This window comes from Streptomyces sp. AK02-01A, from assembly GCF_033795305.1.
GTDB lineage: Bacteria > Actinomycetota > Actinomycetes > Streptomycetales > Streptomycetaceae > Streptomyces.
Map to the genome: position 1 here is coordinate 151,025 of NZ_JARBAE010000009.1, position 22,169 is coordinate 173,193.

Below are 22,169 nucleotides of genomic sequence, written 5' to 3' on the forward strand. Positions count from 1 at the left end.
CGATGTGCTTGATACAACGCCGCTGACGGCCGCCGTGGACCGATTCGCCGACCGGCTGCGGGCCGCTCCGCAGAGCCGGCTGCAACGGGGAGCCGCCGCGGAGGCGCTCGCTCTGGCCAGGGAACTCTCCGTACGGGCCCAGCGGCTCGACGCTCCCGGCGAGGAGCCGAGAATCATGCCGGACGCCGGTGTCTTCGCGGTCGCCGACCAACTCACCGTCGCGGCCGGAGACTTGGCCGAGGCGCTGCGAACGGCCCCGTCCGTGGTGGAGCTGGACGAGGCCGTGCGGTCGGTCGGGCGGGCGGTGGCTAGAGCGACGCTATGACGCGGTCCGCCAGGATGTAGATGTGCTCCGAGGCGTCGGCGCCGGCGTCGGCTGCACTACCGCACGAGAAGGTCAGGCTGTACGCGCCGGAGACGCCGGAGCCGCCCAGCAGAAACGGGGCGTCGCCCGCGCGCAGCGCGTCGGCGAGGCGTTCGGCGGTCTCGCGGTGGCCCGGAGTCATGCAGAGCGTGGTGCCGTCGGCGAAGACGTAGACGTCGAGCGTGCCCAGCGGTCCAGGGCGTACGTCGGCGAGGGCCATACGGGTCTCGGCGAGCTCTTCGAGCCGCGCGACGGTACGCTCATGGTCGTTGACAACGGGTGTCCGTACGGGCACGAAATCCGGATGCGAGGGGTGCCTGCGGCGGGCGGCGGCCAGCTCGGGCGACTCCTCAACACTCTCGCCGACCTCGCTCACACCACTGACCTCGGTGAGGTCCGGACAGTCGGAGAAATCGTCGAATCCCTCCGCGGCGTCGAGATCCAGGGCCTCCACGCCGACGAAGTCCACCTGACGGGGCACATAGAACCCGGCGTCGTCGGTGCCGAGGCCGGGCAGTCCGGTCAGCAGTGACGGCGCGTCGGTGGCGTCCCTGGCCTCCTGGGCGGCCCAGAAGGCGCGTGCCTCGGCCAGCTCGCGCTCACGCTCCTCGGCGAGGGCCTCGGCCACGGCGGTTCGTATGTCGTCGGTGTGGTTCGCGCTTCTCGCATGCGGTACGGCGGCGGAGAGGCCGCTCGGGTTCGCCGCGGCCAGGTCATCGCGCAGGGCGGTGACCTGCTGGCGCAGCCCATGAGCGGCGTGCAGGGCGGCCACGCCCACAGCCGTGGCGGCGGCCGTGGTCAGCAGCAAGGCAAGAGACATGGCGCTCACTGACTACTCCCGATTCCAATCGATACCCCCGACTTCCTACCTCAGCTTGTCGGTGGCGGACGCCCGCTGTCAGTGCATTACGTCACGAATTGGACAGGTCTTTGGGCCTTATGTTTAGCCTGATTGCCTATCTGACCTGGGCAAATGAATCTCCCCCGGAGATAGGTCACATCCTGGGGGAGATTCAGTCACAACTGGGGATCGGCGGGGTTGGCGGGCACCGTGCAGGGTCGTCCGGCTACGCTCCGCTGTTTTTCGATGTTTCGTTTCTTCTCAAGGCGTTGGGGTGCCGCGCCTCAGCTCAGCCGCTCGATGACCATCGCCATGCCCTGACCGCCGCCGACGCACATGGTCTCCAGGCCGAACTGCTTGTCGTGGAACTGAAGGCTGTTGATCAGTGTGCCGGTGATCCGGGCGCCGGTCATGCCGAAGGGATGACCGACGGCGATGGCGCCGCCGTTGACGTTCAGCTTCTCCAGCGGGATCTCCAGATCCCGGTACGACGGGATGACCTGGGCGGCGAACGCCTCGTTGATCTCGACGAGGTCGATGTCGCCGATGGTCAGTCCGGCGCGGGAGAGCGCCTGCCTGGACGCCTCGACCGGGCCGTATCCCATGATCTCCGGCGACAGGCCGGTGACGCCGGTGGAGACGATCCGGGCCAGCGGTGTCAGGCCCAGCTCGCGTGCCTTGGTGTCGGACATGATCACGAGCGCGGCGGCGCCGTCGTTGAGCGGGCAGCAGTTGCCGGCCGTGACGAGACCGTCCGGGCGGAAGACGGGCTTGAGGCCCTGTACGCCTTCCATCGTGACGCCGGCGCGCGGGCCGTCGTCCTTGCTGACGACCGTGCCGTCCGGCGTGGTCACGGGCGTGATCTCGCGCTCCCAGAAGCCGTTCTTGATGGCTTCCTCGGCGAGGTTCTGTGACCGTACGCCGAACTCGTCCATGTCCTGACGGGTGACGCCCTTGAGCCGGGCCAGGTTCTCGGCGGTCTGGCCCATCGCGATGTAGGCGTCCGGGACCAGGCCGTCCTCGCGCGGGTCGTGCCACTCGGCTCCTTCGCTCGCCGCGACGGCGGCGGTCCGCGCCTCGGCGTCCGCGAAGAGCGGGTTGTGGGTGCCGGGCATGCCGTCCGACGAGCCGTTGACCTGACGCGACACCATCTCGACACCGGCCGAGACAAAGACGTCGCCCTCGCCGGCCCTGATGGCGTGCAGCGCCATCCGGGAGGTCTGGAGGGAGGAGGAGCAGTAGCGGGTGACGGTACAGCCGGGAAGGTGGTCCATCCCCATCCGCACGGCGACGATACGGCCGAGATTGTGGCCCTGTTCTCCGCCGGGCAGACCGCAGCCGAGCATCAGGTCGTCGATGTCGCGTGGGTCGAGCTCGGGGATCTTCGCGAGCGCGGCCTGGACGATCGTGGCGGTCAGGTCGTCGGGCCGCAGTTCCTTGAGCGAGCCCTTGAAGGCCCGGCCGATGGGAGAACGGGCGGCGGAGACGATCACGGCTTCGGGCATCAGGGCTCCAGAGAGGGTCGCGCCCCAGCGCCGTGCCGGATGGCCGGCGTCGGGCGACGGGCTGGAAAGAAGGCGGTACGGAAAGAAGGCGGTACGGAAAGAAGGCGGTACTGACGGGGAAGTTACCCGTACGTAGTGCGCGGGTCACCGGGCCGGACGTGTGATGCGGACCTCTTTTCTAAGCGCTCGCTCAGTGGAGGAGCGGAGCCGGTCGACGGCGGGACGGCGCCATGCGTCAGGCGGCGTTCAAGCCGGGCGCACTTCCGTCGGTGTCGCTTCCGCCGTGGTCGGGAGATGACGGCGTCGGCGGTGCTTCAGCAGGGCCCAGGGAGCACGGGCGCCGGTGACCTCGGTGCCCGCCTGCGAGGCCGCCGCCGAGGCCGCCTTCGCCACCGGGAGCATGTCCTCGTCGCGGGACGCGTCCAGGCGGTCCGTCTCCGGCCACAGGCCCAGCACGGCGCACAGCGTGGGCAGTACCGCCATCGCGGCGGTGGCATAGCCCTCCGCCGACGGATGGTAGTTGTCCGGGCCGAACAGCTCGCGCGGATTGGCGGCGAACTCCGGGCCCAGCAGGTCGCCCAGGGACACCGTGCGGGCGCCCTGCTCGACCGCCACGATCGTCTGGGCCGCCGCGAGCTGGCGGCTCACGCGGCGGGCCAGCCAGCGCAGCGGCTGGTACACCGGCTCGATGGTGCCGAGATCAGGGCAGGTGCCGACGACCACCTCCGCCCCGGCCGTACGCAGCCGCCGTACCGCCGCCGCGAGATAACGCACGGAGCGTGTCGCCGACATCCGGTGGGTCACGTCATTGGCGCCGATCATGATGACGCAGACGTCCGGCACCTGGGCCGTCTCCGACAGCAGCAGCGACACCTGGCGGTCCAGATCGTCCGACCTGGCCCCCGGCAGCGCCACATTGCGCAGGTCCACAGGGCGCTCCGCGACCGCCGCGAGCCCCGAGGCCAGCAGCGCGCCCGGAGTCTGCCCGGCCCGGCGCACTCCCTGGCCCGCCGCCGTGGAATCGCCGAGCATCCCCATCCGCAGCGGTTCGGTGTGCCCGAAGGCCAGCCCGTACCACCCGTCGCCGCTGGGCGGGAGCGGCGCGACCCCGCCGCCCACCGACCGCTTCGCAAGCTGTACCTCCGCCAGCAGTACGCCGACGCCCGCCGCCCCGAGCAGGCCGATGCTCCCGCCGCCGTAGGCCGCTCCGGCGGCGATCCGCCGTGCCACCCTCGCCCTCGACACAGTCCGAGCCTCCTCCCTGCCGTACTTACGAGTACGTACATCAGCTAACTGCCCCGCAAGGACCGTCGCCCAATCTCACGCGCGGACGCATACGCTGGCCGGACCATCACGGAGACCCCGGAGACAACGGTGCAATTCCACGACTCGATGATCAGTCTGGTTGGCAATACCCCGCTGCTGAAGCTGAGCAGCGTGACCAAGGGCATTCAGGCGACAGTCCTGGCCAAGGTCGAATACTTCAACCCCGGCGGTTCGGTGAAGGACCGTATCGCCCTTCGCATGATCGAGGCGGCCGAGCAGAGCGGCGAGCTCGAACCCGGGGGCACGATCGTCGAGCCGACGAGCGGCAACACCGGCGTCGGCCTCGCCATCGTGGCGCAGCAGAAGGGCTACAAGTGCGTCTTCGTCTGCCCTGACAAGGTCTCCACGGACAAGATCAATGTCCTGCGGGCGTACGGCGCCGAGGTGGTCGTCTGCCCGACGGCGGTCGATCCCGAGCACCCTGACTCGTACTACAACGTCTCCGACCGGCTGGTCCGCGAGACGCCGGGCGCCTGGAAGCCCGACCAGTACAGCAATCCGAACAATCCTCGCTCGCACTACGAGACCACCGGTCCCGAACTGTGGGATCAGACGGACGGAAGAATCACCCATTTCGTCGCGGGTGTGGGCACGGGCGGCACCATCTCCGGCACCGGCCGCTATCTCAAGGAGATCAGCGAAGGGCGCGTCCGGGTCGTGGGCGCCGACCCCGAGGGATCGGTCTACTCCGGCGGTTCCGGGCGGCCCTATCTGGTCGAGGGCGTCGGCGAGGACTTCTGGCCGACCGCGTACGACCGTACGGTGACGGACGAGATCGTCGCCGTGTCCGACAAGGACTCCTTCCAGATGACCCGGCGCCTGGCCAAGGAGGAGGGCCTGCTGGTCGGCGGCTCCTGCGGGATGGCGGTCGTGGCCGCGCTGCGGGTCGCGGAAGGGCTCGGCCCGGACGATGTGGTGGTCGTCCTGCTGCCGGACAGCGGCCGTGGCTATCTCAGCAAGATCTTCAACGACGAGTGGATGAACGACTACGGCTTCCTGGAGCAGGACGGCGACGCGCCGCGCGTCGCGGATGTCCTCCAGTACAAGGAAGGTCCCATCCCGACCCTCGTCCATATGCACCCGGAGGAGACGGTCGGCGAGGCCATCGAGGTCCTGCGGGAGTACGGCGTGTCGCAGATGCCGATCGTGAAGCCCGGCGCCGGACATCCGGACGTGATGGCCGCGGAGGTCATCGGTTCCGTCGTGGAACGTGAACTTCTGGATGCGCTGTTCACTCAGCGTGCCTCGCTCGGCGACCCGCTGGAGAAGCACATGTCCGCGCCGTTGCCGCAGGTCGGCTCCGGCGAACCGGTGGCCGACCTGATGGCCGCGCTGAGCGGACCGGACGGCGCGGACGCCGCGATCGTGCTGGTCGAAGGCAAGCCGACAGGCGTCGTGAGCAGGCAGGATCTGCTGGCGTACCTCTCCAAGGGCGCGAAGTAGCGAGGGACGGCACGGGGATTCGCGAAAGTGGTACGAGCGCGACACGTCCGCGCAGCACCCGCTTAACAAGCGTCCGGCACATTGGTGGTTGTCGGCGTCAAGGACCTCCGGAGCGGCTCCCGGACCTCCATGGACGCCTGGACACGGAGTCGGCCCTGACCCGGACCGTGTCCCTCGCGGGGACCGCCGTCGTCCCGCCCCCCGGCAACGGGGGTGCGGCGGTCCCCGCGACTATCTCTTCTCTTCCTGACTCTCCCGGCGGATTTCTCCGGCTCTCCCGGCGAATTCGCGCGCGTGAACGGTCGCCGGTGACCCTTTCTCCGGCGACCTTTCTCCGGCGACCGCCGCGCTCAGTCCTCCCAGTCGGACGCCTCGCGGTGCCCGCGCGGCCTCCAGGGCCACTGCCGGGCCGCGTGCACCGTGTTCACCGCGACGATGCCCAGCCAGCAGACGACCAGGCCCTTGAAGCCCGTCTGGACGGCGGCTATCGCGGAGAGCGGGATGGCGAGGATGAGCGAGATGACGCCGAACCCGAAGCGCTCACCGAACCCCTCCGCCGGGCTCGGCGAACGGGCGCCACGGGCCACCACCATCTGCTGCTCGGCGAGCCGGCGCCGGACGCGGCGGTCCGTCGTACTGTCGAGTCGCCGCTCGACCTTCTCCAGGAACGACTCGATGAGCGCGGACTCGTACTCCGGTCCCAGCTCTCTGCGGGCCTGAAGGGTGGCGTCGAGCTCCTTCTTGAGCTCAGGATCGCGGGCTTCCATGACAGTCACGGTAGGAGCGGAAAGCGTCCCGAACAGTGGGGCTAGCACCCCTCTTTGTCTCCGGTCGACCGCACCGGTTCCTGGCCGGCCCGGTCGGACGGACCGCCGCTCCCGCCGGTACGGACACCGCGCCGTGTTCCACCGGGACGGGTCAAAAACCGTTTCCGGTATGTGTTTCCGGTATGCGTGCGACCGCTGGGAACGGAATTCCGGCGGACGGAAATGCCGTGCGGGCAGGCCGGACATAAACTTGTGATTCGTTCCTGACGAAGGAGGCTGATCATATGGAGCATGCCGCGATTCCTGGAATGGACGTTTCCCGCATGGGCCTCGGATGCATGGGAATGTCGGCTTTCTACACGCAATCCGCCATGGATGACAACGAGTCGATCCGCACCATCCACCGGGCGCTCGACCTCGGTGTCAATCTGCTGGACACCGCGGAAGCCTACGGTCCCTATACGAACGAGGAGTTGGTGGGCCGCGCGATAGCGGACCGCCGTGACCGCGCGGTGGTGGCGACGAAGTTCGGTTTCATCTCGCATCCGAACGGCGACAGGACGGACACTCTCGACAGCAGTCCGGAGAATGTCCGGCTGGCACTGGAGGGGTCGCTCAGGCGGCTCGGCACCGACTACGTCGATGTGTACTACCAGCACCGTGTCGATCCCGATATTCCGATCGAGGAGACGGTGGGAGCGATGGGCGAGCTGGTGATCGAGGGAAAGGTCGGACACCTCGGGCTTTCCGAGGCTCTGCCGGAACAGATCCGCCGGGCCCACGCCGTACATCCGATCAGCGTGCTGGAGACCGAATACTCCCTGTGGACGCGTCATGCCGAGGAGGAGATCCTTCCGCTGCTGCGGCGGCTCGGCATCGGATTTGTCGCGTATTCTCCGCTGGGCCGTGGATTCCTGACCGGCAGGATTCGTTCCAGGGACGACCTCGGTACGGACGACTGGCGCCGGAACAATCCGCGGTTCAGCGCCGAGAATTTCGACCAGAACATGCGCATCGTCGACGAGGTCCAGGCCGTCGCCACGGACGCGGGTGCCACGCCCGCGCAGGTCGCCATAGCGTGGCTGCTGGCGCAGGGAGAGGACATCGTTCCCATCCCGGGGACCAAGCGCGTGTCCCGGCTGGAGGAGAATCTCGGCTCCCTGGACGTGAGACTGACTCCGGAACAGATCGACCGGCTCAGCTCGATCGCGGCTCCGGTGGGCAGCCGCTACGAGGAGAACACCTATGTGACTCCGCGAGACAGGTGATCCGCCGGACGACTCCGGCACTGGCCGGCTTCTTTCAGGAGGCCGGCCCCGCACCGGGCGAATCCGTGCGCGAGACGAAGTCGCGGACGACGGCGTTGAAGAGTTCGGCGTTCTCCCAGAACATCAGATGACTCCCGGCCTCGGCCTCGGAGAAGACACGCACCTCCGCGCCCGGAATCAGTGAAGCCGTCCTTCGCGCGACGCTCGGCGCGAAGATGCTCACCGCACCGCCGATGACCAGGGTCGGCACGGTGATCCGCGGCAGCACGTCGCGCCAGTCGTTTCCGTAGTGGTCGAGATGCAGGGTGGCGGTGTGCTCCAGCGGAAGCCGTGCGTTCTGCTGAACGATCCAGTCGGCGTCCGCGGCGCTGAGCGACGGAGTGTGCATCGTGTCGACGAGCGCGCGCCAGAAGTCGGCGCCGTCGGCTCCGCGAAGTGAGGCGGCGATTCCGAGAGCCATGTCCGCGGTGAAAATCGCGCCGAGTTCGGCCGCCTGGTCTTCCGGTACGCGATCGGCCGCGACCACGGCCGCCTGGTCCACCAGGACGAGACGGCTGACGCGGTCGCCTCCGAACAGGTCCCAATAACACCAGATCACCGTGCAGCCGAGTGAATGGCCCAGCAGCGTGATATTCCGGAGATCCAGCGCCTCGATGAGATCCCGGAGGTCGGCGGCGAGCCGGGAGACCCGGTAACCATGGTCCGGCTTCCCGGATTCGCCGTGCCCGCGCGGGTCCATGGCGATCACACGGTGGTCCTGGCTGAGATCGTCGGTCTGCTTCCGGAATTCGGCGGCGCTCTGCGCGATACCAGGAATCAGCACCAGGGGAGCGCCGTCGCCGGCTTCGGTATAGGCGATGCGTACACCGTCGTTGGTCGTGACGCTGCTTCTCTTCTCTCCGGTCATAAGGCTTTCCGTCCCGGCGGCCCGGCAGAGCGATGAGATCTGTATTCACCTTACGTCCGGTCCGGTGGCGCCGATCGCCCGGCGTGGCGGCAGCGGGCCCGCGGGCGAGGCGGTGAGCCGGGTGCGGCGAATCTTGTGACACGGCTGTAGGGATTCGTACAGCGTCTCGTCGCCCGGACCGGCCAAGTGTCCGGCTACGATGCGCCAACTCGCGGCGGGGGAGCCACTTTTGGTGAGTGGCGGCCGCCAGGGTTCGAACTTCACCACACCTGGGGGGACCGTCCTGTGTTCGTGCTGTCCATCGTGCTCATCATCGCGGCCGTCGTGCTGGCCGTACTCGCCCGCGGCCGCTCCGGCGGCTGGAAACTCGGCGCCGCGCTGGCCGGACTGGCTGGGCTGGCCTTCGGGGTCATGAGCTGCGTGTATGTGGTGAGTGCCTACGAGGTCGGCGTGCCGGTCCTCTTCGGCAAGACCGGCACGCCGCTGCGGTCCGGGATACACCTGAAGACGCCCTTCACCGATGTGACGACCTTCTCCACGCGCCCGGTGGACCTCAACCTCAACGACAAGGACGTGGTCGAGGTGCGCTCCTCGCAGGGCGGCGTGCTGTACGCGGACGTCACCGTCAAGTGGGCGGTCACGCCGTCGAACGCCGTGGAGCTGTACCGGCTGGCAGGCAGCCAGGACGCGATTCAGGAGCGGCTGGTGCTGCCGGACAGCCGGGAGATCGTCCGCGATGTCTTCGCCAAGCACAGCAGTGAGGAGGGCTATGCCTCCGGCCGGCAGGCCATAGCCTCGGAGATCGAGACCTTGATCAAGGAGCGGCTGAAGCCCCGCGGTATCGATGTCACCAATGTCAACCTGCGCAATGTGCGGCCGTCCGACCAGCTTCAGCAGCAGATAGACAAGAAGATCCAGCAGGAGCAGGCCACCGAGCGCGCGGTCGAGGCGTCGCGCACGGCGAAGGCCGAGGCGGAGCGCCGGCGGATCGAGGCCGAGGGCATGGCCAAGGCCAACGGGATCCTGGAACGGTCGCTCACCGACCGGGTGCTGAGGAACCAGTGCATCGAGGCGTTCAAGGAGGCCGCGAAGGCGAACGCCGTGTACGCGGTGCCGTGCGGTACGGGCGCGAACGGCGCGCCGGTGATCGTGGACGGGACCAAGGACTGACGGGACAGAGGACAGGCCCTCAGGGCCGTCGGGAGCGTGTCACTCCGTCGTGCGCGAGGTGACACGCTCCGCCAGCAGTGCCGCGCGCGGACGGTCCGGGACGACACGGACCATCCGCGCGGCTACGACCCGCCGGAGGCGCTTCTCGGCTACGCCTTCTTCGTCAGTCCGCGGCCGGCCGCCCAGGCCGCGGCCACGTCCTCCGGGTCCTTCTTGTCCTTGTCCACCTGGCGGTTCAGCTCGGTGAGGTCCTCCGTCGACAGCGTGTTGCCCAGCCGGGCCAGCGCCCTGCGTACGGTCGAGTCCGCCTTGCGGTCGGCGATCAGCGGGACGACATGCTGGCCCGGGACGAGGTTCTTCGGATCGGAGAGCACCACCCAGCCCTCGGCGGCGATGTCCGTGTCCGTGGTGAAGAGGTTGGCGACATCCACATCGCCCTTCTTCAGCGCGCCCTTCACCAGCGGGCCCGAGGAGTCCAGGGACTTGAATTCCTTGAAGTCCACGCCGTACACGTCCTTCAGTCCGACGACGCCCACGACCCGCGTCTTCACCTCGGGCGCGGCGCCGATGACCAGCCTGCCGTTCTGCTTCGCCAGGTCGGCGAGTGTCCTGAGGCCGTATTTCTCGGCGGTCTCGCGGGTGACGGCGAAGGCGTCGGAGTCCTCTGCCTTGCCGTACGGGAGGACCTGGAGGCCCGTCGGGAGCGCGACGGCGAGTGCGTTCTGCATCTCGCCCTCCTCGGTCGCGGTCGCCTTCGGCGCGAGATAGTGCAGCAGCGCGCCCTGGTACTCCGGGAGCAGATCGATGTCACCGCCCCTGAGCGCGGGGATCAGGATCTCCCTGGTGCCGAGGTTGGGCCGGACGGTCGTCTTCACACCGGCGGCTTCGAGCACGACCGCGTAGAGCCGGCCGAGGATCTGGTTCTCGGTGAAGTTGGCCGTGCCGATGGTGATGCCGCCGGCGCTGGAGCCGCCGCCCGCGCCGCCGCCTCCCTGGCCGTCCAGGGAGGTGATGCCGCTGCCGCACGCGGCGAGTACGGGTACGGAGGCCGCGGCGAACAGGCCGCCGAGCAGAGTCCTGCGGTTCATGTGTGGTTCTCCTCAGGCGGTGCGGTGGCGGAAGAGGACGCGCTGGAGTGCGGACAGCGCCAGATCGAGGACGACGGCGACGACCGCGACCAGCACCGCGCCGCCCAGCACCTGGACGAGGTCGCGCTGGGCCAGACCGTCGAAGACATACCGGCCGAGTCCGCCGAAGCTGACGTACGCGGCGATGGTCGCCGTCGCCACCACCTGGATCAGCGCGAGCCGCAGCCCGGTCATGATCAGCGGCAGCGCGAGCGGGATCTCGACCTGGACCAGCACCTGACGGCCGCGCATGCCCTGGCCGCGTGCCGCGTCCCTCACCTCCGGGTCGACGGCGGTCATGCCCGCGTAGGTGTTGGTCACGATGGACGGGACGGCGAGGGCGACCAGCGCCACATACACCGGGGTCATGGACAGGCCGCCGGCCAGGAAGACCAGCACGACCAGGCCCACGGTGGGCAGGGCCCGTCCGAACGAGGCGAGATTGATGGCGAGGAACGCGCCTCGGCCGGTGTGCCCGATGAGCAGTCCGACGGGCAGTGCGATGGCGGCGGCGATCAGGGTCGCGAGCAGGGAGTACTGGAGATGCTCGGTGAGGCGGTGGCCGATGCCGTCGGAGCCGGTCCACTGCTCGCCCGACACCAGCCAGGAGCCGAGGTCCTTGAAGAGTTCGTACATGTCGGGTCAGGCCCTCCCGCGCTGTGCGTGCCGCTGCCTGGTCCAGGGAGTGAGGACGTACTGCACGGCCACCAGCAGCGCGTCCGCGGCAAGGGCGAGCAGCAGCGTCAGCACGACGCCGGCGATCACCGGCGTCGGGAAGTCGCGCTGGAAACCGTCGGTGAAGAGCTGGCCCAGGCCGCCGTCGCCGATGTACGTGGCGACGCTGACGAGCGAGATCGACATGACCGTGGCGATCCGTACGCCGGCCATGATCACCGGGAGTGCGAGAGGCAGTTCGACGGTGAGAAGTGTCCGCAGCGGGCGTGTGCCCATGGCGACCGCGGCCTCGCGGGCCCTGGCCGGGACGGAGTCGAGCCCTTCGACGGTGTTCCGCAGCAGGACGACGAGCGTGTAGATCGTCAGACCGATGACGGTGGTGGTCCTGGTCAGTCCCGAGACCGGGAGCAGCAGCACGAAGACCGCGATGGACGGGATCGTGAACAGGACATTGGAGAGCCCGAGGAGAAAGCCGCGCAGCGGGCGGACCCGGTGTGCGAGGACGGCCAGCGGCAGTGAGATCAGCAGTCCGAGGAGGACGGCTGTCAACGCGGCCTGGAGATGGGAGAGGGTGAGGGTGGTGAGATCGCCCGCGTGGCCGGATATCCAGGCCCACTCGATGGTCATACGGTCGCGCTCCCGTCACCGGTGGCGGCGGTGGTGCGGGTCGCGGCCCGCGCCGCCTCCTGGTGGCGGCGGCCCGCGTGTTCGTGGACCGTCTCGCGGGAGGTGACGCCGGTCAGGACTCCGTCCGTGTCGATCCGCGCGATCAGGCCGGCCGGAGAGGCGATCGACTCGTTGAGGGCCGCGAGCAGCGAGTCGGTGTCGCGCAGCGGGCGTACCGGTCCCAGCGGCGCGTCGCCGGACCGGTCAGCTCCACGCGCGGTGTCCGGGTCGAGCCAGCCGAGCGGTTCGTCCTTCGCGGAGACGACGAGATGCGGTCCGGAGCCGGGCCGCGGAAGAGGCTCGTCCGCCCGTACCGTGGTGGCCCGCTGCCGTGGCAGGTCACCGAGTGTCGTCAGCGACAGCAGCTTCAGCTCGCGTTCCGCGCCGAGGAAGTCCGCGACGAAGTCGTCCGCCGGCCGGGCCAGCAGTTCGGTGGGCGTGGCGCACTGCACGAGATGGCCGCCGGTACGGAAGACGGCGATGCGGTCGCCGAGCCGTACCGCCTCGTCGATGTCATGGGTGACAAAGGCGATGGTCTTGTTCAACTCCTGCTGGAGGCGGAGGAGTTCGTCCTGGAGCTGGGTCCGTACGACCGGGTCGACCGCGCCGAAGGGCTCGTCCATCAGCAGCACCGGCGGATCGGCGGCGAGCGCGCGGGCCACGCCGACGCGCTGCTGCTGGCCGCCGGAGAGCTGGTGCGGATAGCGCTTGCCGGTCTCCGCGGTCAGCCCGACCGTCTCCAGCAGGTCCGCCGCTCTGGTCCGGGCCTTCTTCCGGCCCCAGCCCAGCAGCAGCGGCACGGTCGCGATGTTGTCGAGGACCGTGCGGTGCGGAAAGAGCCCCGCCTGCTGGATGACATAGCCGATGCCGCGGCGCAGCTCGGCGGCGTCCTGCCGCAGGACGTCCCTGCCGCCCAGCCGGATGGTGCCGGAGGTCGGCTCGACCATCCGGTTGATCATGCGAAGCGTGGTCGTCTTACCGCATCCGGAGGAGCCGACCAGGACGGTGATGCCGCCCTCCGGCATCTCCAGCGTGAGGTCGTGGACCGCCGTGGTGCCGTTCGGGAAGCGTTTGTGCACGGTGTCGAATTCGATCATCACTCGTCCCTTGCCCGGCTTGCATATAGTCATGCAGAGTTCTTGGTGACTGAATAGATTGTCAATGCCCTCGGGTAAATCACTGGTTACGGATGACCACAGGGCAAGACGTAGCGTCCGAATAGGAGGCATTCGCGCATGATGTCGTCCCACATGATGGACTCGCCGGCCGCGAGCACGGCCCTCGTCGTACTGGACGGACAGAGCCTCCCGGTCGCCGATGTCGTCAGGCTGGCCGACGGCGCCGCCCGTCCCGTACCCGGCACCGAGGCGATGAAGCGTGTCGAGCTGACCTGGCACGTCGCGCGTGAACTGGCCGCCTCCGGCCGGGTGTACGGCCGCTCCACCGGCGTCGGCGCCAACCGCACCGAGGCCGTGCCCACCGAGGCCGCCGCCGATCACGGCCTGCGCCTGCTGCGCAGCCACGCGGGCGCGATCGGCGAACCGCTGCCCGCCCGTGAGGTCCGGGCCATGCTCGCCGTACGGGCCAACCAGCTTCTCGCCGGAGGCGCGGGGCTGCGGCCGAGCGTCGTCACCGCGCTCTGCCAGGCACTGGAGTGCGGCGCGTATCCCGTGGTGAACGAATTCGGTTCGGTCGGCACGGGCGACATCGCGGCCCTCGCCCAGATGGGCCTCGCTCTCGCCGGCGAACATCCCTGGCGCGGCGGCCGACCGCCGGAGCCGCAGCTTCTCGACAACAACGACGCCCTCGCGCTGATCAGCAGCAACGCCCTGACACTGGGTCAGTCCGCGCTCGCCCTTGACGAGCTGCGCCGTCTCATCGCCGCCACCGAACTGGTCGCCGCTCTCTCGCTGCTGGCCGTCGACGGCTCCTACGAGGCGTACGCGGAGCCCGTGCACGCGGCCCGCCGGCACCCGGGCTCGTACGCCGTCGCCGCCAGGATGCGCCGGATCCTCGGCGCGCCCGCGCGGCCCGGACCGCCACTCGGCCGGATCCAGGACCCGTACGGCTTCCGCTGCGTACCGCAGATCCACGGTCCGGCGCGCGACGCGGCCGACGCGCTGGAGAGCACGCTCGCCGTCGAGATCAACGCCGCGGCCGAGAATCCGCTGATCATCGCCGGTACAGAGGCGGACCCGATCCCCGCCGCCTATCACCACGGTGGCTTCTATCTGGCCCAACTCGCGCTGGCGCTGGATCACTTCAGGCTCTCGCTCGTCCAGACCGCGCGCCTGTCCACCTCCCGGCTCTCCGCACTGAACGAGCCCGCCTTCACCCGGCTGCGGCCCTTCCTCGCCGACGCCGAAGCCGCCAGCTCCGGCGTGATGATCCTGGAGTACGCGGCCGGAGCGGCCCTCGGTGATCTGCGGGCGTACTCCGCGCCGGCCTCGCTCGGCCACGCGGTACTGTCCCGAGGCGTGGAGGAGCAGGCCAGCTTCGCCTCGCTGGCCGCACGCCAGACACTGCGGGCGGGCAGCGCGTACCGCCTGGTCGTCGGCTGTGAACTCGTCGCCGCCGTAAGAGCGCTGCGCCAGCGCGGGCTGCGGCCGGAGCCCGATCTTCCGGTCGGCCGGGCCTTCGGACTGGCCGAGACCGTGCTCGACGAGGCGGTCTCCGACCGGCCGTTGACCGATGATGTGACGGCGGCAGCCGCGCTGCTCGACCGGTTCGCCGGCCTGGTGGGCGGCCCGCGGTCCGGTCCGACGGATGATCCGGCGGACAACCAGAGCCACGACATCACAAGGGGGATCGCATGAGCGACAGCCCTGCCGCCCGACTCCAGCAGCTCTTCGAGGGCCACCGGCTGACCCCCACGCAGCGGCGCATCGCGCACAGCATGGTGCGGCGGGCCGCGGACGTGCCGTTCCTGTCGAGCGTCGAGCTGGCGGAGCTGGCCGGAGTCAGCCAGCCGTCCGTCACCCGCTTCGCGGTCGCGCTCGGCTTCGACGGCTATCCGGCGCTGCGCAGACATCTGCGGGAGGTGGCGCCCGCCGAGCCGGCGGGCGGCGAGTCCGCGTACAACGAGTACCAGCAGGCCGTCCAGGGCGAGATCGAGAATCTGCGGCATCTCGCCGAGCTTCTCGCGGACCCGGCACCGGTCGAGCGGGCCGGCCGGCTGCTCGCCGCCTCTCGGCCGCTGCCGGTGCTCGGCCTGCGCGCGGCCTCCTCGCAGGCCCGTGGTTTCTCGTACTTCGCGGCCAAGGTCCATCCGGACGTACGGCTGCTGGACGAAGGCGGCACGATGCTGCCGGACCGGATCGACGCGGCGCTGAAAGCGGGTGCCAGCGCGCTGCTCTGCTTCGCGCTGCCGCGCCATCCGAAGGAGGTCGTGGAGACGCTGGCGTACGCGCGGTCGGCCGGACTGACCGTGGTGACGGTCGCCGATTCCGCCTTCGCGCCGGTCGCCAAACACAGCGATCTGCTGATTCCCGCGGCCGTCGGCACGGGCCTCGCGTTCGACACGGCGTGTGCGCCGATGCTGCTGGGACGGGTGTTGCTGGAGGCGATGTGCGACGACCTGCCGGACGCGCAGGCGCGGTTGGAGGACTTCGACGCGCGCGCGGCGGCGCGCGGGCTGTTCGTCGAGTAGGCGGAGGCCTCGCGGCCGGCCGTCGTGAGCCGGAGCGGAGCCGGAGGGAATCGGTGAGCGCGCGAAGCCCGGGTGAGCTTTTTCCGTTCTCACGAAATGTTCAGAGAACGCCATTAATCTGCCGCCACACACAGGCATGAGGAGGCAGGCAGTGGGGCGCGGAGGGCAGTCTCTGGCACGGGTGGCAGTGATCGTACGGGCCGGTGCGGTCCCGCTCTGGTGGCTGGGGGTGCTCGCCGCCGGTATCGGGGTCCTGATCCCCGGACTGACCGGGCGCAGGATCGGTGTCTACGCCGGTGCGGCGCTCTTCGTGGTGTGCGCCGCCGTCGTCGCGCTCGTACGCCGGCGCGGATACACGGCGTGGGCGGAACGGGCCTCGCGCGCCGGGAAGTTCGACTATCTCCAGGACCGCGCCGTGACCCTGCGGAACTGGCGGCGGGCACACCGCTGGTGGCTGTCGGCCGGTTTTCTGCTGGCCGTGGCGAGTTCGTTCGCGCTGCCCGTGGCCGGTGGAGCGGCGCTGGCGGGCGCGGGCGCCGGGCTGTGGCTCAAGGCGGCGTGGCTGGGCCGTCGCGAGCGCCGGGACGACGCGCTGCTGTGGGTACGTACCGACTGGGCCGGGACCGGGCGGCCCACCGGCAAGCTGGTGAAGGGCTACCGGACCACCGGCACCGGCGCCGGTGACGCCGCGCCCGGCGGGGCACGGCGCCGCCGCTGAACCGGCGGTGCGGCGCCGTCCGCCTCAGACCTCCAGGCCGGCCTCGATCTTCCTGAGCTGATGGCGTGCCATCGCCAGATTCGCCCGTGACTTGTCCAGCGCCAGATACAGGAAGAGACCGGCGTTGCCGCGTCCCTTGAGCAGCCGGATCAGGTGGTACTGGCCGCCGAGGGTGATCAGGATGTCCTCGATCTCGTCCTTGATGCCGAGCAGTTCCATGGTGCGGACCTTGGCGCGGACGACATCGGTGTTGCCGGCCGCGGCGACCGCCAGGTCGAGGTCCTTGCCGCCGCCGACGGTGCCCAGGGCCATGCCGCTGGAGTAGTCGACGAGAGCGGCCCCGAGGGCGCCCTCTATCAGGGTCGTGGCTTCCTTGAGGGCGGCTTCGGTGGTGGCCATGAATGTCGCACTTCCTTTCCGTCTGGCGGGAGCCCGGTGAGTTCCGGACGCCCGTGGTGATCGCGGTGGTGTGGTCGGAGAGGTCATGGGTCAGGCGTTCTCCAGTCGGTCGAGGGCGCCGTCGACCAGTTCGCCGATACGGGCGCTGGACCGGCGGGCCTCCAGATGGAGCCGGCCCACATTGATCCGGGGCTCCGCGAGGAGCGTCAGCACGGCCGAGGAGCCCGCGGCGTAGGTCGCGACGTAGCCCAGCTCGCCGCGGATCAGCAGCTCACGGAAGCCGCCCTGGCCGGTGGTGTCCGTCAGCCGCAGGGCGACGCCCAGCGCGGCGGCGGTGAGCGCCGCCACTCCCTCCGCCTCGACACCGGCGGTGTCCTGGGCCAGCACCAGACCGTCGGTGCTGGCCGCGAGTGCCCCGGTGAGCTGGGGCAGCCGGGCCCGCAGGCGTCTGAGTTCGCCGAGCACATCGGCTTCCGCGGTCATCAGCAGTCTCCTCTCGGCGCGCTGCCGTAGAGCGCGCCTCATGACGGCGTGGCGAGGGCCCGGTGGATGGAGCGTGGAGTCACAGGCTTGCCTCCAGAGCGTCGCGGAGCCGGCGTAACAGGGCGGTGTCCGGGTCGGCCGAGAGCGTGGCGACCCAGGAGGGAACCGAGGCGGGCGAGGCCGCCGCCGGTTCGTCCGGTGTCTCGACCAGTCCGGCCGCGGCCAGCCGCCGGATGTCGAGAAGCGTGTGGAAGGCCGGCCGGCCGAGGGCCCAGGCGACGGCCACCGGCGTCCGTACGCCGTCCGCCAGCTCCAGCAGGGCGCGCTGGCGGCGGGTGACCGCCTGGCCGGGCGCGGGGCCGCGCGCCACCACGGGCGCGGTGTCGACGGCCGCGTACGGCCAGACCCGGTCGAGGAGTTCGCGCCGGCGCAGCGTCTCGCGCTCGACGGCCGCCGCGGCGACGGGCCGTACCGGACCGATCCAGTGCGCGGCGCCGTACCGGAACCGGGTGGGTCCGCTGCCCGGGGCGAGCGCGAAGAAGGCCGCGTCGAACAGCGCGCCGAGATGGCAGATCTCCAGTTCGCCGTCGCCGAGCCGGCCGCTTTCGACCAGATGACGGCCGACCTCGCGGCGCGGTCCTGCCCGGTCGACGGCCTCCTCCCAGCCCTCGCGCGGCAGCCTGCCGCTCGCTGTCAGCAGGACGTCGATACCGGGCGCGGCGGGGCTCTCGGCGTGTACGACGCGGCCCTCGGCGAGATAGAGCGTGCCGTGGTCCCGGAGCAGCGCGCCCGTGGCGCGTTCGTCGGCCAGCCGGACGAGCATCGGTGAGACGGCGGACGGTACGGGAGTGGACGGTATGGGAGCCGCGGCAGTCATCCGAGCACCAGCCGTTCGGCGAGCCGCTGGAGCCGTAAGCGGGCCAGCGCGAGATTGCCGGTGTCGCGGTCGAGCCACAGATGCAGGAACACGCTGCTGTCGAAGGTGGTCTCGACAAAACAGAGGATGTGATAGCTGGTGCGAGTGGTGACGATGAGGTCCTCGACGGGCGGCCCTTTGTCTGCTTGTGTGCCGTCGGCCTGTGTCCCGTTGGCCTGTGTGCCGTCGGCCTGTGCCTCGGTCTGCGCCTCGCCGGTCTGTGTGCTGCCGGTCTGCGCCTCGCCGGTCTGTGTGCTGCCGGTCTGTGCCGCGTCTGTCGGTGTCCCGCCTGCCGGGCCCGCCCGGTTCCGGTCCGTCCGCCGTGTCGCTTCCCGCAGTGAGACGACCGGAGCGAAGGCCGAATACTCCGCCGCCGCCCTCGCCAGTTCGGCCGTCTCGGCGGCGGTGGCCTCATGGTCGCCGCCGGGCGATTCTCCCGCCGTGCCGAGCGCGAGCCCGCTCGTCCAGTCGACGATCGCCGCTCCGCGCGCTCCTGGCAGGCCCATGGCCTCGCGTAAGCATGCGTCGATTCCGGGCACGCGGACTCCCCTCCAGCCGGGCGTGCGAGCGCACTGTCGTGCGGCAGTGACCGCGAGATTACGCAACGCTCGTACGTTCGGAGGGAGTTCTGGCATTTTCCATCGGAACATGCCCGTGGCCGATACGGTCCGCGTACCGACACGCACCGACACGCACCGACACGCACCGGCGTGACCGCTCACGACCGTGCGGCCGGGCGCCACTCAGCCACCGAGCAGCGCGTCCGCGTACGCACCGCCGGACTCGTTGACGATCTCCTCGACCGTCTGCGCGGCCCGTACCGTCGCGAAGCGCACTGTGCCGTCCTCGCCCTCGGAGGCCGCCGTGAAGCCGTGGACGGCGGGCCTGGCCAGGCTGTTGTAGGCGTAGTGATTGCTGAAGTAGTAGGCGCCGGTGTCCAGGGCCGCGACAAGATCGTCCTGTTCGAGCAGCGGCAGCGGCCGGTTCTCGGCGAGCAGGTCGCCCGCGAAACAGGCCGGGCCCGCGATGTCCTGGGCCACGGCGCGGCCCGGCTTCGGCCGTCCCTCGGCGTCATACGCGGCGATCCGCAGCGGCCAGGAGGCGGGGACATAGACGGTACGGGCGGCGACCTGGGCGCCCGCGTGGGTCACCGCGATGGGCCGGCCGCCGGCGGACTTGGCGTATTCGACCCGGGCGAGGACCAGGCCGTGCTTGGCGAGCAGGGAGCGGCCGAACTCCGTCACCAGCCCGTAGCGGCCGTCCAGCAGCCCCGGCACTGTCTCCTTGAGCAGCCGGGCGTAGCCGGCGTAGGTCGGGATCTCCTCGTCGGAGCCGAAGTTGACCGGCAGGCCGCCGCCGATGTCGACGGTGTCGATCTGCCGGCGGCCGGCCGCCGCGTTGATCTCCTCGGCCAGCTCGTACACCGTCCGTACGCCCTGGGCCATGAGCTCCAGCGGGACACCCTGCGAGCCGGAGTGCGTGTGCAGCCGGGTCAGCCAGGGACGGTCCAGAAACGCCCGTACGACCCAGTCGCGCGCGCCTTCGTCGCGCAGCGCCACGCCGAATTTGGAGGTGGCGGTCGCGGTGGACAGGGCGCCGATGGAGCCGGCGCCGAGCTGTGGATTGACCCGCATTCCGAGCGGAGAGCGGCTCGGGCCCGTGCTGATCAGCGCGTCGATCCGCGCCAGCTCCTGCGGATTGTCGGCGTTCACGGCGATGCCCAGAGCGAGCGCCTCACGCAGCTCGGCGGTGGTCTTGGCCGGAGAGTCGAGGACGGTGCGGCCGGCCGGCACGCCTGCGGCGCGGGCGAGGGCCAGCTCTCCCGGGCTCGCGACCTCGGCGCCGATGCCCTGCTCGGACAGCAGGCGCAGGACGGCCACCAGCGGTGCGGCCTTCACGGCGAAGGCGTGCAGGACGGTGCTGCCGGGCGCGGTGACCTCGTCGAAGGCGATACGGAGCGCGGCGGCGGAGGAGCGGATTCCAGCCACATCGAGCAGCGCCACGACGGGCTCCGCGTCGGAGATCAGTCCCTGTTCCACCGCCGCGCGCACGGCCCGGTCGCGGCGGGCCGCTGCCACGGCGCCGCTGTCCGGTGGGCTGTCCGGGGTGCGCGGCGTGCCGTGATCCGTGTTCTGACCGTTGTGCTGATCCGAAACCATGGGCGTCAGCCAATCATCAGGCGGGCGGCCACGCAGCTGTTGACTACAACTATTCATCCAGTCAGGATGTGAATAGATAAGCCAACAGGCCCACCATGGAGGAGGCACCGCCATGTCAGGACCCCGCCCCGTACGGGCACCGCGCGGTACGGAACTGAGCGCCCTGGGATGGCAGCAGGAGGCCGCCCTCCGCATGCTCCAGAACAACCTCGATCCCGAGGTCGCCGAGCATCCCGACAAGCTCGTCGTCTACGGCGGCACCGGCAAGGCCGCCCGCGACTGGCGCTCCTTCGACGCCATGGTGCGTACGCTGCGGACGCTCAAGCAGGACGAGACGATGCTCGTCCAGTCCGGCCGTCCGGTGGGCGTGCTGCAGACGCACGAGTGGGCGCCGCGCGTGCTGATCGCCAACTCCAACCTGGTCGGCGACTGGGCGAACTGGGAGGAGTTCCGGCGCCTTGAGGCCCTGGGACTCACCATGTACGGCCAGATGACGGCCGGTTCCTGGATCTATATCGGCACACAGGGCATCCTCCAGGGCACCTATGAGACGTTCGCCGCCGTCGCCGCGAAGAAGTTCGGCGGCACGCTCGCCGGGACGATCACTCTCACCGCCGGTCTCGGCGGTATGGGCGGCGCGCAGCCGCTCGCCGTGACCATGAACGACGGCGTCGCGATCTGTATCGACTGCGATCCGCGTGCCATCGACCGCCGGATCGAGCACCGCTATCTCGATGTGCGGGCCGAGAGCCTGGAGCACGCCCTCCAGCTCGCCACCGAGGCCCGGGACGCGCGGCGTCCGCTCTCCATCGGACTGCTCGGCAACGCGGCGGAGCTGCTGCCGAGGATGCTCGCCGAGGGCGCTCCGGTCGACATCGTCACGGACCAGACCTCCGCGCACGATCCGCTGGCGTATCTGCCGCTCGGCGTCGACTTCGCCGACATGGCCTCGTACGCCGCCGAGAAGCCCGCCGACTTCACACAGCGCGCCCGTGAGTCGATGGCGCGGCATGTGGAGGCGATGGTCGGCTTCCTGGACGCGGGAGCCGAGGTCTTCGACTACGGCAACTCCATCCGAGGTGAGGCCCAGCTCGCGGGCTATGACCGGGCCTTCGCCTTTCCCGGCTTCGTGCCCGCCTATATCCGGCCGCTCTTCAGCGAGGGCAAGGGACCGTTCCGGTGGGCCGCGCTCTCGGGCGAGGCGTCCGACATCCACAAGACCGACCGGGCGATCCTCGACCTCTTTCCCGAGGACGAGTCCGCGCAGAACGCGTCGCTGCACCGCTGGATCAAGCTGGCCGGTGAGCGGGTCCACTTCCAGGGCCTGCCGGCCCGGATCTGCTGGCTCGGCTACGGCGAGCGCGACAAGGCCGGCGAGCGCTTCAACGACATGGTCGCGAGCGGCGAGCTGGCCGCGCCGGTGGTCATCGGCCGTGACCATCTCGACGCCGGCTCGGTCGCCTCTCCGTACCGCGAGACCGAGGCCATGCTCGACGGCTCCGACGCCATCGCCGACTGGCCCCTGCTCAACGCCATGGTCAATGTCGCCTCCGGCGCCTCCTGGGTCTCCATCCATCACGGCGGCGGTGTCGGCATGGGCCGCTCCATCCACGCCGGGCAGGTCACGGTGGCCGACGGTACGCGGCTCGCGGGCGAGAAGATCCGCCGTGTCCTCACCAACGATCCGGGCATGGGCGTCATCCGGCATGTCGACGCCGGCTACGAGATCGCGGAATCGGTCGCCGACGAGCGCGGTGTCCGGGTCCCGATGCGGGAGGGCGAGTGA

General features: G+C 70.1%; 22 protein-coding genes. 8 read left to right on the plus strand and 14 right to left on the minus strand.

What is annotated here, in order from left to right; all coding sequences use genetic code 11:
* The first annotated feature begins 4 nt into the window (after positions 1 to 4).
* Complete coding sequence (locus PV679_RS12340) at positions 5 to 325, plus strand: hypothetical protein (protein WP_319680192.1); 321 nt, start codon at positions 5 to 7, stop codon at positions 323 to 325.
* On the opposite strand, the gene PV679_RS12345 is transcribed toward PV679_RS12340, so the two are convergent.
* From PV679_RS12345 to PV679_RS12355, 3 genes are all read right to left on the minus strand, one after another.
* Positions 309 to 1,193, minus strand: a complete 885-nt coding sequence (locus tag PV679_RS12345) for a hypothetical protein (RefSeq protein ID WP_416069702.1) — start codon at positions 1,191 to 1,193, stop codon at positions 309 to 311. The two genes, PV679_RS12340 and PV679_RS12345, sit on opposite strands and share 17 nt — an antisense overlap.
* A 296-nt stretch (positions 1,194 to 1,489) precedes the next feature.
* Entirely contained in the window at positions 1,490 to 2,710 is a 1,221-nt protein-coding gene (locus PV679_RS12350; RefSeq protein ID WP_319680194.1) for an acetyl-CoA C-acetyltransferase, read from the minus strand.
* A gap of 246 nt (positions 2,711 to 2,956) precedes the next feature.
* The gene (locus PV679_RS12355; RefSeq protein WP_319680225.1) at positions 2,957 to 3,940 is read right to left on the minus strand and encodes an SGNH/GDSL hydrolase family protein; all 984 of its coding nucleotides are present in this window, start codon (positions 3,938 to 3,940) and stop codon (positions 2,957 to 2,959) included.
* 144 nt (positions 3,941 to 4,084) lie between these two features.
* Between PV679_RS12355 and PV679_RS12360 the strand changes: the two genes are divergently transcribed.
* Positions 4,085 to 5,479, plus strand: coding sequence for a cystathionine beta-synthase (locus tag PV679_RS12360; protein ID WP_319680195.1), 1,395 nt, complete (start codon positions 4,085 to 4,087; stop codon positions 5,477 to 5,479).
* 350 nt (positions 5,480 to 5,829) lie between these two features.
* Here the strand turns inward: PV679_RS12360 and PV679_RS12365 are convergent, their stop codons facing one another.
* Complete coding sequence (locus tag PV679_RS12365; RefSeq protein ID WP_319680196.1) at positions 5,830 to 6,246, minus strand: hypothetical protein; 417 nt, start codon at positions 6,244 to 6,246, stop codon at positions 5,830 to 5,832.
* A 284-nt stretch (positions 6,247 to 6,530) separates the two neighbouring features.
* Here PV679_RS12365 and PV679_RS12370 point away from each other — a divergent pair, with 284 nt between their 5' ends.
* Complete coding sequence (locus PV679_RS12370; RefSeq protein WP_319680197.1) at positions 6,531 to 7,514, plus strand: aldo/keto reductase; 984 nt, start codon at positions 6,531 to 6,533, stop codon at positions 7,512 to 7,514.
* 34 nt (positions 7,515 to 7,548) lie between these two features.
* Here the strand turns inward: PV679_RS12370 and PV679_RS12375 are convergent, their stop codons facing one another.
* Positions 7,549 to 8,421 carry an alpha/beta hydrolase gene (locus PV679_RS12375; RefSeq protein ID WP_319680198.1) on the minus strand — a complete coding sequence of 291 codons (873 nt, stop codon included), beginning with the start codon at positions 8,419 to 8,421 and terminating at the stop codon, positions 7,549 to 7,551.
* Between the two features lie 285 nt (positions 8,422 to 8,706).
* Between PV679_RS12375 and PV679_RS12380 the strand changes: the two genes are divergently transcribed.
* Positions 8,707 to 9,591: a prohibitin family protein gene (locus PV679_RS12380; RefSeq protein ID WP_319680199.1), complete on the plus strand. Its 885-nt coding sequence runs from the start codon at positions 8,707 to 8,709 to the stop codon at positions 9,589 to 9,591.
* A 149-nt stretch (positions 9,592 to 9,740) separates the two neighbouring features.
* Here PV679_RS12380 and PV679_RS12385 read toward each other — a convergent pair whose 3' ends face one another.
* Genes PV679_RS12385 through PV679_RS12400 form a run of 4 tightly spaced genes read right to left on the minus strand, consistent with a single transcriptional unit; the run spans position 9,741 to position 13,156 of the window.
* Positions 9,741 to 10,679, minus strand: a complete 939-nt coding sequence (locus tag PV679_RS12385; protein WP_319680200.1) for an ABC transporter substrate-binding protein — start codon at positions 10,677 to 10,679, stop codon at positions 9,741 to 9,743.
* A 12-nt stretch (positions 10,680 to 10,691) separates the two neighbouring features.
* Entirely contained in the window at positions 10,692 to 11,354 is a 663-nt protein-coding gene (locus PV679_RS12390; RefSeq protein ID WP_319680201.1) for an ABC transporter permease, read from the minus strand.
* Between the two features lie 6 nt (positions 11,355 to 11,360).
* Complete coding sequence (locus tag PV679_RS12395; RefSeq protein WP_319680202.1) at positions 11,361 to 12,020, minus strand: ABC transporter permease; 660 nt, start codon at positions 12,018 to 12,020, stop codon at positions 11,361 to 11,363.
* Positions 12,017 to 13,156 carry an ABC transporter ATP-binding protein gene (locus PV679_RS12400; RefSeq protein WP_319680226.1) on the minus strand — a complete coding sequence of 380 codons (1,140 nt, stop codon included), beginning with the start codon at positions 13,154 to 13,156 and terminating at the stop codon, positions 12,017 to 12,019. Before PV679_RS12400 ends, PV679_RS12395 begins: the two co-directional genes overlap by 4 nt.
* A 141-nt stretch (positions 13,157 to 13,297) precedes the next feature.
* Between PV679_RS12400 and PV679_RS12405 the strand changes: the two genes are divergently transcribed.
* The 3 genes from PV679_RS12405 (at position 13,298) to PV679_RS12415 (ending at position 16,426) form a co-directional block, all read left to right on the plus strand.
* Entirely contained in the window at positions 13,298 to 14,875 is a 1,578-nt protein-coding gene (locus PV679_RS12405; protein ID WP_319680227.1) for an aromatic amino acid ammonia-lyase, read from the plus strand.
* Positions 14,872 to 15,708, plus strand: a complete 837-nt coding sequence (locus tag PV679_RS12410) for a MurR/RpiR family transcriptional regulator (RefSeq protein WP_319680203.1) — start codon at positions 14,872 to 14,874, stop codon at positions 15,706 to 15,708. Before PV679_RS12405 ends, PV679_RS12410 begins: the two co-directional genes overlap by 4 nt.
* Before the next feature lie 151 nt (positions 15,709 to 15,859).
* Positions 15,860 to 16,426 carry a hypothetical protein gene (locus PV679_RS12415; protein WP_319680204.1) on the plus strand — a complete coding sequence of 189 codons (567 nt, stop codon included), beginning with the start codon at positions 15,860 to 15,862 and terminating at the stop codon, positions 16,424 to 16,426.
* A 24-nt stretch (positions 16,427 to 16,450) separates the two neighbouring features.
* Here the strand turns inward: PV679_RS12415 and PV679_RS12420 are convergent, their stop codons facing one another.
* The 5 genes from PV679_RS12420 to PV679_RS12440 form a co-directional block, all read right to left on the minus strand.
* Complete coding sequence (locus tag PV679_RS12420) at positions 16,451 to 16,825, minus strand: hypothetical protein (RefSeq protein WP_319680205.1); 375 nt, start codon at positions 16,823 to 16,825, stop codon at positions 16,451 to 16,453.
* Between the two features lie 90 nt (positions 16,826 to 16,915).
* Positions 16,916 to 17,350 carry a roadblock/LC7 domain-containing protein gene (locus tag PV679_RS12425; RefSeq protein WP_319680206.1) on the minus strand — a complete coding sequence of 145 codons (435 nt, stop codon included), beginning with the start codon at positions 17,348 to 17,350 and terminating at the stop codon, positions 16,916 to 16,918.
* 37 nt (positions 17,351 to 17,387) lie between these two features.
* Complete coding sequence (locus PV679_RS12430; protein WP_319680207.1) at positions 17,388 to 18,185, minus strand: transcriptional regulator; 798 nt, start codon at positions 18,183 to 18,185, stop codon at positions 17,388 to 17,390.
* Complete coding sequence (locus tag PV679_RS36185) at positions 18,182 to 18,763, minus strand: hypothetical protein (protein WP_416069703.1); 582 nt, start codon at positions 18,761 to 18,763, stop codon at positions 18,182 to 18,184. Before PV679_RS36185 ends, PV679_RS12430 begins: the two co-directional genes overlap by 4 nt.
* Positions 18,764 to 18,967: 204 nt before the next feature.
* Complete coding sequence (locus tag PV679_RS12440; protein ID WP_319680208.1) at positions 18,968 to 20,383, minus strand: diaminopimelate decarboxylase; 1,416 nt, start codon at positions 20,381 to 20,383, stop codon at positions 18,968 to 18,970.
* Between the two features lie 112 nt (positions 20,384 to 20,495).
* Between PV679_RS12440 and hutU the strand changes: the two genes are divergently transcribed.
* Positions 20,496 to 22,169 carry a urocanate hydratase gene (gene hutU, locus PV679_RS12445; RefSeq protein ID WP_319680209.1) on the plus strand — a complete coding sequence of 558 codons (1,674 nt, stop codon included), beginning with the start codon at positions 20,496 to 20,498 and terminating at the stop codon, positions 22,167 to 22,169.

Excerpts from the sequence above, each read along its gene's own strand:
- PV679_RS12350 (WP_319680194.1), bottom strand. The coding sequence starts at position 2,710 with ATGCCCGAAGCCGTGATCGTCTCCGCCGCCCGTTCTCCCATCGGCCGG.
- PV679_RS12365 (WP_319680196.1), bottom strand. The coding sequence starts at position 6,246 with ATGGAAGCCCGCGATCCTGAGCTCAAGAAGGAGCTCGACGCCACCCTT.
- PV679_RS12370 (WP_319680197.1), top strand. The coding sequence starts at position 6,531 with ATGGAGCATGCCGCGATTCCTGGAATGGACGTTTCCCGCATGGGCCTC.
- PV679_RS12375 (WP_319680198.1), bottom strand. The coding sequence starts at position 8,421 with ATGACCGGAGAGAAGAGAAGCAGCGTCACGACCAACGACGGTGTACGC.
- PV679_RS12385 (WP_319680200.1), bottom strand. The coding sequence starts at position 10,679 with ATGAACCGCAGGACTCTGCTCGGCGGCCTGTTCGCCGCGGCCTCCGTA.
- PV679_RS12390 (WP_319680201.1), bottom strand. The coding sequence starts at position 11,354 with ATGTACGAACTCTTCAAGGACCTCGGCTCCTGGCTGGTGTCGGGCGAG.
- PV679_RS12395 (WP_319680202.1), bottom strand. The coding sequence starts at position 12,020 with ATGACCATCGAGTGGGCCTGGATATCCGGCCACGCGGGCGATCTCACC.
- PV679_RS12400 (WP_319680226.1), bottom strand. The coding sequence starts at position 13,156 with ATGATCGAATTCGACACCGTGCACAAACGCTTCCCGAACGGCACCACG.
- PV679_RS12405 (WP_319680227.1), top strand. The coding sequence starts at position 13,298 with ATGTCGTCCCACATGATGGACTCGCCGGCCGCGAGCACGGCCCTCGTC.
- PV679_RS12410 (WP_319680203.1), top strand. The coding sequence starts at position 14,872 with ATGAGCGACAGCCCTGCCGCCCGACTCCAGCAGCTCTTCGAGGGCCAC.
- PV679_RS12420 (WP_319680205.1), bottom strand. The coding sequence starts at position 16,825 with ATGGCCACCACCGAAGCCGCCCTCAAGGAAGCCACGACCCTGATAGAG.
- PV679_RS12425 (WP_319680206.1), bottom strand. The coding sequence starts at position 17,350 with ATGAGGCGCGCTCTACGGCAGCGCGCCGAGAGGAGACTGCTGATGACC.
- PV679_RS12430 (WP_319680207.1), bottom strand. The coding sequence starts at position 18,185 with ATGACTGCCGCGGCTCCCATACCGTCCACTCCCGTACCGTCCGCCGTC.
- PV679_RS12440 (WP_319680208.1), bottom strand. The coding sequence starts at position 20,383 with ATGGTTTCGGATCAGCACAACGGTCAGAACACGGATCACGGCACGCCG.
- hutU (WP_319680209.1), top strand. The coding sequence starts at position 20,496 with ATGTCAGGACCCCGCCCCGTACGGGCACCGCGCGGTACGGAACTGAGC.